General features: G+C 63.3%; 13 protein-coding genes and 1 pseudogene. All 14 read left to right on the top strand.

What is annotated here, in order from left to right:
* Positions 1 to 509: hypothetical protein (locus ACN6PJ_RS30895; protein ID WP_427999455.1), on the top strand; the 509-nt coding region annotated here is incomplete at its 5' end.
* 50 nt (positions 510 to 559) lie between these two features.
* On the top strand, positions 560 to 1162 hold the full coding sequence (locus tag ACN6PJ_RS30890; protein WP_427999454.1) for a hypothetical protein: 603 nt from the start codon (positions 560 to 562) through the stop codon (positions 1160 to 1162).
* An 8-nt stretch (positions 1163 to 1170) separates the two neighbouring features.
* Entirely contained in the window at positions 1171 to 1647 is a 477-nt protein-coding gene (locus ACN6PJ_RS30885) for a hypothetical protein (RefSeq protein WP_427999453.1), read from the top strand.
* The gene (locus tag ACN6PJ_RS30880) at positions 1644 to 1778 is read left to right on the top strand and encodes a hypothetical protein (RefSeq protein ID WP_427999452.1); all 135 of its coding nucleotides are present in this window, start codon (positions 1644 to 1646) and stop codon (positions 1776 to 1778) included. Before ACN6PJ_RS30885 ends, ACN6PJ_RS30880 begins: the two co-directional genes overlap by 4 nt.
* 4 nt (positions 1779 to 1782) lie before the next feature.
* Complete coding sequence (locus ACN6PJ_RS30875) at positions 1783 to 2547, top strand: hypothetical protein (protein WP_427999451.1); 765 nt, start codon at positions 1783 to 1785, stop codon at positions 2545 to 2547.
* A complete protein-coding gene (locus tag ACN6PJ_RS30870) occupies positions 2544 to 2771 on the top strand; it encodes a hypothetical protein (RefSeq protein ID WP_427999450.1) in 228 nt (75 codons plus the stop codon). Before ACN6PJ_RS30875 ends, ACN6PJ_RS30870 begins: the two co-directional genes overlap by 4 nt.
* Positions 2771 to 2932 (top strand): hypothetical protein, encoded by a 162-nt coding sequence (locus tag ACN6PJ_RS30865; RefSeq protein ID WP_427999449.1) that lies wholly within the window; start codon positions 2771 to 2773, stop codon positions 2930 to 2932. The genes ACN6PJ_RS30870 and ACN6PJ_RS30865 overlap by 1 nt, the downstream gene beginning before the upstream one ends.
* Entirely contained in the window at positions 2929 to 3417 is a 489-nt protein-coding gene (locus ACN6PJ_RS30860) for an HNH endonuclease (RefSeq protein ID WP_276262224.1), read from the top strand. The genes ACN6PJ_RS30865 and ACN6PJ_RS30860 overlap by 4 nt, the downstream gene beginning before the upstream one ends.
* Before the next feature lie 36 nt (positions 3418 to 3453).
* Complete coding sequence (locus ACN6PJ_RS30855) at positions 3454 to 4260, top strand: hypothetical protein (RefSeq protein ID WP_427999448.1); 807 nt, start codon at positions 3454 to 3456, stop codon at positions 4258 to 4260.
* Entirely contained in the window at positions 4250 to 4501 is a 252-nt protein-coding gene (locus ACN6PJ_RS30850) for a hypothetical protein (RefSeq protein WP_421440894.1), read from the top strand. Before ACN6PJ_RS30855 ends, ACN6PJ_RS30850 begins: the two co-directional genes overlap by 11 nt.
* Entirely contained in the window at positions 4498 to 4863 is a 366-nt protein-coding gene (locus tag ACN6PJ_RS30845; RefSeq protein ID WP_421440893.1) for a hypothetical protein, read from the top strand. The genes ACN6PJ_RS30850 and ACN6PJ_RS30845 overlap by 4 nt, the downstream gene beginning before the upstream one ends.
* Entirely contained in the window at positions 4856 to 5209 is a 354-nt protein-coding gene (locus ACN6PJ_RS30840) for a hypothetical protein (protein ID WP_427999447.1), read from the top strand. The genes ACN6PJ_RS30845 and ACN6PJ_RS30840 overlap by 8 nt, the downstream gene beginning before the upstream one ends.
* Positions 5209 to 5364, top strand: a pseudogene (locus ACN6PJ_RS30835) (helix-turn-helix domain-containing protein); the annotation flags it as partial. The gene ACN6PJ_RS30840 and the pseudogene ACN6PJ_RS30835, both read left to right, overlap by 1 nt.
* Before the next feature lie 53 nt (positions 5365 to 5417).
* Complete coding sequence (locus ACN6PJ_RS30830; protein WP_088146971.1) at positions 5418 to 6389, top strand: tyrosine-type recombinase/integrase; 972 nt, start codon at positions 5418 to 5420, stop codon at positions 6387 to 6389.
* Positions 6390 to 6571 lie beyond the last annotated feature (182 nt).

Here is a 6571-nt window from a genome sequence, read left to right as displayed (position 1 = left end):
TGGCACACCTGAACGTGCGCCCCGAGAACCACGGCGACGAGAAGGTCGGCGGCGCGGACCTGAAGATCGCCTTCACGGAGAGCAACGGCCTGTTGGCCATGTTTCACCCCGTGCTGCGCGATGCGCTGTACCGCAAGGAAGACTCGCCGCCCGACCAGGAAGAGATTTTCGAAGGCAGCCCGGCCGATGCGCTGACCGTGCGTAAGTTCGGCGACCTGATCGGCGCGCTGCGGCTCAAGCACGAGCTCAAGGGCGCGCAGGTCGTCATCGGCTTCGGCCTGGGCGGCGCGTCGGACATCGACTTCGAGACGGCCGACGTCGACCACTTCAGCGTGGAGCTGATGGAAGGCGGCAGCGCGCGCTACGGCTTCCGGGTGAAATGCAACCCCACCGGCGAGCAGATCAAGCGCCTGTACGAGGTCCTGGGCGGCGAGGTTGATATCTCCGTCACGCCGGCCGTCGACAAGCAGGGCGCGCTGGGGCTGGACCTGGAACCCGAAGCGGCATAACCCCCCGGCCGGCGCGGCGCTGCCCGCCGGCCACCTATACCGAGAACGACATGCCCAAGATCATCGACGTGATCGTCCAGTATTCCCCCTACGGCGGCGGCAAGCCGCATTACTGCCTCGTGTTGGACGCCATGCCCAAGAAGGTCTACGCGCGCCACGGCCAATACTTCATCGCGCACGATGACGGCTTCTATGACTTCCTGTCCGGACGCGCTGGCAAGGGCGACGCGTTCGCGGGCCGGGAGTTCCACATCCAGATTGACGACGGCACCACCTTCCACTGCCAGGGTCAGGTGTGGTCGTCCGGCCATGGCGGGCATGTCTCTGAGCGCACGGTGGAGGTCGGCATTGCCACCCTGGAAGAGCTGGGCAAGTGCTACGTGTTCTTCGCCGGCACGGTGTCCGCCGCCAAGTTGCAGGCCTGGCTCGACAGCAACACGCCCAGCGGCAATTACCGCAAGTACGACCCGAAGCACACCGTGGAATGGCTGGACAGCGTCTTCACGTCCGGCAGCCGCCCGGTCGGCGCCAAGCGCGCCCGCCAGTTGCGCCGCCGCGGCGTGCGCATCTTCAAGGACGACTCCGGCCGCCGTAGCTGGTCGCCCTACTACGAGCGCCGCAAGGCCGAGATCATCAGGGCGAACGCGCAATGATCCCCGCCATGAACCGCCAGCAGCGCCGCATGATGGAAAAGCAGCAGGCCCGCGTAAGAGCCAGCCGCCGCGTCGAACGCGAGAAGCGCGCGCCCATGCTCGTCGCCACCGACCTGGTGCTGCGCCCGCTTGAGGCCATCATCGACCAGATCAACCGCGACGGCACCGTGCACACCGATGCCCAGGGCTTCCCGGACTTTCGAGCAGGCGACGGCAAATGGTACGAGGCCGCCGGCGCCATCGAGGGGGTCATCTGGCATTTCGAGATGTGGTGCACGCGGCATGGCCGCACGCTTCCGCTGGAGCCGTTGCGCGAGCTGCACATCGCCCTGAAGTACCTGGTGCCGATCCGAGAGGAAACCATGGCCGGCCTGGCCACAACCATGCCCGCCCTGCGCCGCGCCATGGCCACCGCCGACCCGGACGACCAGACCGACCTTCTTCTGCAAACCCAGATACGCGCAGAGCTGGAGGCCCGCCCGTGACCGCCGACCCGACCGAAAGCCCCGCCGACCGCGCCTTCCAGCGCCGGATCCTGTGCATCGGCGCCCTCATCACCCTGGCCGGCGCTGCCGTGGCGGCCTACTTCCTCTATCCCATCCTCACTGGAGCGTGAACAAATGACCCAACAATGGAAGCTCGTGCCGGTTGAGCCGACGCCCGAAATGTGGGCAGCCGTCAACAAGCTGGACGATCAGATGGCCGCCGGCGCCTACGACGGTAAGGGCGCGTCCATCGAGCAAGTCTGGGCCTGCCTGGTCGACGCGGCCCCGGCCAAGCCCGACGCACCGCTGGCGAGCATGGCGCGCGCGATCTTCGGCGACCAGATCGGCGGCCAGATGGATGCCATGGCAGGGACGCCCACCCCTCCCGCCAGCGCACAGGACGATGCGAAGGACGAGCGCCAGGCTGATGCGTGCCCGCGCTGCGACGGCAGTGGCGAAATTACCGTGATGAGCGACAGCAGCCCGGACGCGCATGACGTGGTTGTTTGCTGCGACCACTGCCAGGGTTCGGGTGCAGCGGTGGACGCCGCCAAGTATCTTGCCGCCGCCCTGTCTGGCGAGAAGTACCGGCACATTCAGGTGTGGGCCGAGTACCGGAATTTTCACCGCAGCCTGTGTGCGCGCTTCGGCTACGGGCACGACGAAATCCACTTCCGCCGCGATCTGGTATCGCTGGAAGAAGCCATCGCTGCCAAGGTTGCCGCTCCCGCTGCTGGCGATGCGCAGCCCCAGGCGCTTCCGCCGAAGATGCCGAAACACGAGACTGACGGCGGCGAATACCCCAGCAACGACTTCGTCTCGCCGCTGTACTCGGTCGTCGAAAGCATCGAGAAGCGCCTGCGCGAGAAGAATGCAGGCCAGCAGGGAGACGCAGCATGAAGACGATCCAGCTTATCGATGTGGCCCACGTGGAAGCCGCCGCCCAGGAAATGGCGAAGTATGCGGAGTCGTGCCGCCAAGCCGCCAAGAACACGCCCATCCTGGCCGATCTGTACACGGCGCAGGCGCTGTCTGGCGACATGGCTGCGCGCTACCTGCGGACGATCATCGAGCGGCATGGGCGCACGGCCGCCGCCCAGGTCCCGCAGCAGGGAGAGGCGTGATGCACTTCGACACCGATGACAAGATCCGCGCCGTCGCGTCGTTCCTGGTGACGCTGCGGGATATCGCTGGCTGCACGCCGGAAGAAATCAAGCGCCTCCTGGATCCGCGAATGATCGACGGCATCCTGGCGGCCACCACCAAGGAAAGGAACTCGGCATGAACAGGCTCACAGCGGATGAGGCAAGGGCGTTGTTGGCATACGACCCAGCTACTGGAGCCTTGGTCTGGCGCAAGGCGGTTTCCAGGAACGTGAAGGCCGGTGGGAAAGCGGGGTCGATGGACCCACGGGGTTACGGCCAGATCCGGCTCCATCGTCGCCAATACATGGCGCACCGGCTAGTGTGGCTTTTGCATTACGGAGAATGGCCCAAGGGCGAGATCGACCATATTGATGGCAACCGCGCTAACAATCGCATCTGCAATCTTCGCGAAGTTGATCGAAGCATTAATACGCAGAACTTGCGCCGCGCCAAGAAAAATAGCCGATCCGGCGTACTAGGCGTTTCTCGTAGCGGAACCCGCTGGCAAGCTCATATCCAGGCCAATAACCAACAGTTCTACCTCGGGACGTTCTCTACCCCAGAACTCGCTCATGCCGCGTACCTAACAGCCAAGCGCGCGCTCCATCCAGGCTGCACGATCTAATCGGCAGCCTTCACGAAAAAATGAGGTGATCTTCAAATGACCGAGAACAACGCCGCCCAGGCGGCAGAGCAAGACCCGCTGAGCGACGAATACGTCAACGCTGTCATCCAGCGGCACGGCTACCAAAGCCCCGAAACCGTCATCGCGCGGCTTCACCAGTGGATCGGGCGGAACGGCGGCGAGAACGGCGTAACCCTGCTCATGTACGAAGCCCACAAGGTGCTGTCCAAGCTGCGCGCCCCTGTAGCCGAAATCCACGTCGGCGTGAGTGCTACCGGGCGAGACGCTACCATCTGCATCATGCAACCGCACGCGGACGGCAGCATCACCACGATCTATTCCGCAACGCACCCGCTCGGCGACAGCATGGGCCGCGCCGCCCTGGCAAGCGCCCCTGTAGCCGACGAATCGCCCATGGCGAAGGCGGCCGAGGCTCTGCGGGAGAAAGCACGCCAAGAACGGCAGGCTTATCAAGATCGCCGCGAAGCTGACCGGGTAGCAAGCGCCCCTGTAGCCGGGGAGGCGCATGCGGTGGCTGTGGTCGAAGTGTCAGTGCCACACCTACGCTCTATCTCCGTCAAGATCATTCCGGACGCACCAATGCCGAATGCCGGCGACCTGCTCTATGCCGCGCCCCAGGCCAGCGAGGCGGATGCTTTGATAGACGCCTTGGGCCAGTGCCGCGATGCGTTCCCCCTCCCGGACATCGTAGGCTCAAAGCTTGATTTGCTTTGGCAGGAAGCAATGAGCGATCCGTCAGCGGTCCCGGCGTACATCAAGGCCCGCGCCGCCCTGTCCGCGCAACCGGGAGCGCAGAGAACGGGAGGCAGCGATGCAGGTTGACCTGAAGAAAGTGGAGCTGCGCGCGCTCTGGCACGTTCTGAACAATCACAAGTACATGCTGCGGGCGATCATGACCGATTCCGAGCTATCAGATGAGGTCAAGCAAGCCGAAGCAGCCAAGCACGAGGCCGCCCAGAAGGTGCTGCGCAAGCTGTACGCAGCGCACAAGGCTCACGCCCCACGCGTTCCCGCAAAGGTTCCCCACCCCAAGCAGCACAACGACGGAGCCGAACACACATGACGACGCTATTCACCGGCAAATGCTGCCGGTGCTGGCCCGGCTTCTGCCGTTGCCCGCCAACAACTGACGAGGTTGAGCAAATGAAGGGAGATGCATTCCTGATCGACCGGGAGTTACAGCGCGAGAATCGCCGCGCCCGTGAGTTCGGCGATGCCCTCAAGCAACTATCTCAAGCGGTAATCACGGCCCGGGAAACCCGCATGGCAGACGGTGGCTTCGACAACGTGCCGGCTGACCTGCACGACCTTTTCACCCAGGCCCAGGCCGCAGCCGCCCTGCTCACCGAAGATCGGAATCAGGACCGGGTTGCGGCGCTGTACCGGGCTATGCAGCACAACGACGGAGGGGCTGTATATGAATGAAATCCTCAACCTGAAGCACACGCTGCCCGACGCCGCCCTGACCCACTACATCAGCCAGGAGAGCATCGAGGCCGGTCGCGACCCGTACAGCACCATCAGCACGGTCGCCCATGTCCTGGTCAGCGAGCGCCACGGCAAGTTCGATCTGGTGCACCTGGTCGCGCACCTGATGGCGCAGAACGCCGCGCTCGCAGCCCAGCTGCGCGAGTGCGCCGAAACCCTCGGGTCCGACCGGATCGACGAGCACCGAGCCATGCGCGCATACGCCGACGCCATGGTGCTGCTGGCGGAAATGCCTCATATATCGCGCACGCCCGCGGGCGATGCGTTATTAAAGGAGCAGTAATGGCACACGCAGCCCAACACCAAGCACCGTCTGTGCGAGGGCAAGCCGACACTATCCCCCCCGTCCAGGTAGCTGAGGCAGCCCGTATGCTGGGCGTCTCCCCGCGCCATGTTTATGATTTGGCAGCACCCAAGGGTCCCATTCCCTGCTACCGATTCGGAAAGCGCATCACCTTCGAAGTCTCTGACCTTCTGGAATACAAGCAAAAATGTCGATCCACCGAGATTCAAAGCGCGGTCAGTTCATCTTTGAATTCGACCGTACGATTGAAAACCAGCGAGTCCGCGCTCGAAAGCGTCTTCCGAAAGCTTGGACTCGAACCGAAGCGGACGCTTTCGACCGGAAAGAGTCGGCGCGACTCTACGCCGTCGCGGCCGGCGTTGCGCGTGATCGGGCGACCGTAGAGAAGGCAATCGAGTACTACCTGGCCGATAAAAAGCACCTCAAGACCTATGACGAGGTGGCCCGGAACTTCGCGGCCCTCTACCCGTATTACGTTGGGAAGTTCGTTGACCAGCTGCCGGAAGTTGCTGCGGCCATCACCGCCGAAGAAGGGGAAACGAAGGCACCGGCCAGCATCAAATATGAGATATCGCTGTTACGGGCGGCCTGCCGCTGGGCGTGGAAAAAGCACAACCACGGCGAGCATGACCCCGGCGCGCGGGTTCTGGTGCCTCAGGTCAGGAACGAGCGCCACGTCTATATGACCTTCGCGCAACTCCTGCGCCAGCTTCGGCACTGTCGCAATAAGGGCGCGCGCAAGGCGATGATCACAGGCTTTTTCACGGGCATGCGGTTGTCGGAAATCCTCCGGGCCAAGAGGGAGGGCGACAGCCTGGCCGTCTACGACACCAAGAACGGCGATGCGGTCAAGCGGGTCCCTATCCACCCGACCCTTAAAAAATACCTTGATCGCCACGGGTGGCCCGTCGAGGCTGCCAAATCCACCGTCCAGAAATGGTCACGGGAGAGCCGGGCCAAGGTAGGGCTGGATCATGTCCGCTTCCATGACATCCGCCATAGCACCGCCAGCGAGCTGATCAACAATGAGGTAGACCTGTACACTGTGGGCGCCATCTTGGGCCATAAGGACCCCAGGAGCACCAAGCGATACGCTCACCTGAACCAAGCCAGCCTGGTGAAGGCAATAGGCAAGATGGGCGAGAAAAAACGGGCTTGAAATGGTGGGGGGAAATTTGACGGAACAGGCGCATTTTGAGCAATTCATGCGGCTCGCGCAAAGCAAAATCCCCTTGCAAATCAACGGTGCGATGTGCGCGTATGCGACTCGAAATCAGGCGTACGGTATCCCCGTACCGTGGGTTCGAATCCCACCCTCTCCGCCAGTATTCAAGAAAAGGC

This window comes from Achromobacter sp. (genome assembly GCF_050285585.1).
In the GTDB taxonomy this organism is placed as follows: Bacteria; Pseudomonadota; Gammaproteobacteria; order Burkholderiales; family Burkholderiaceae_B; genus Achromobacter.
This window is presented reverse-complemented; position numbering and strand designations above follow the sequence as displayed.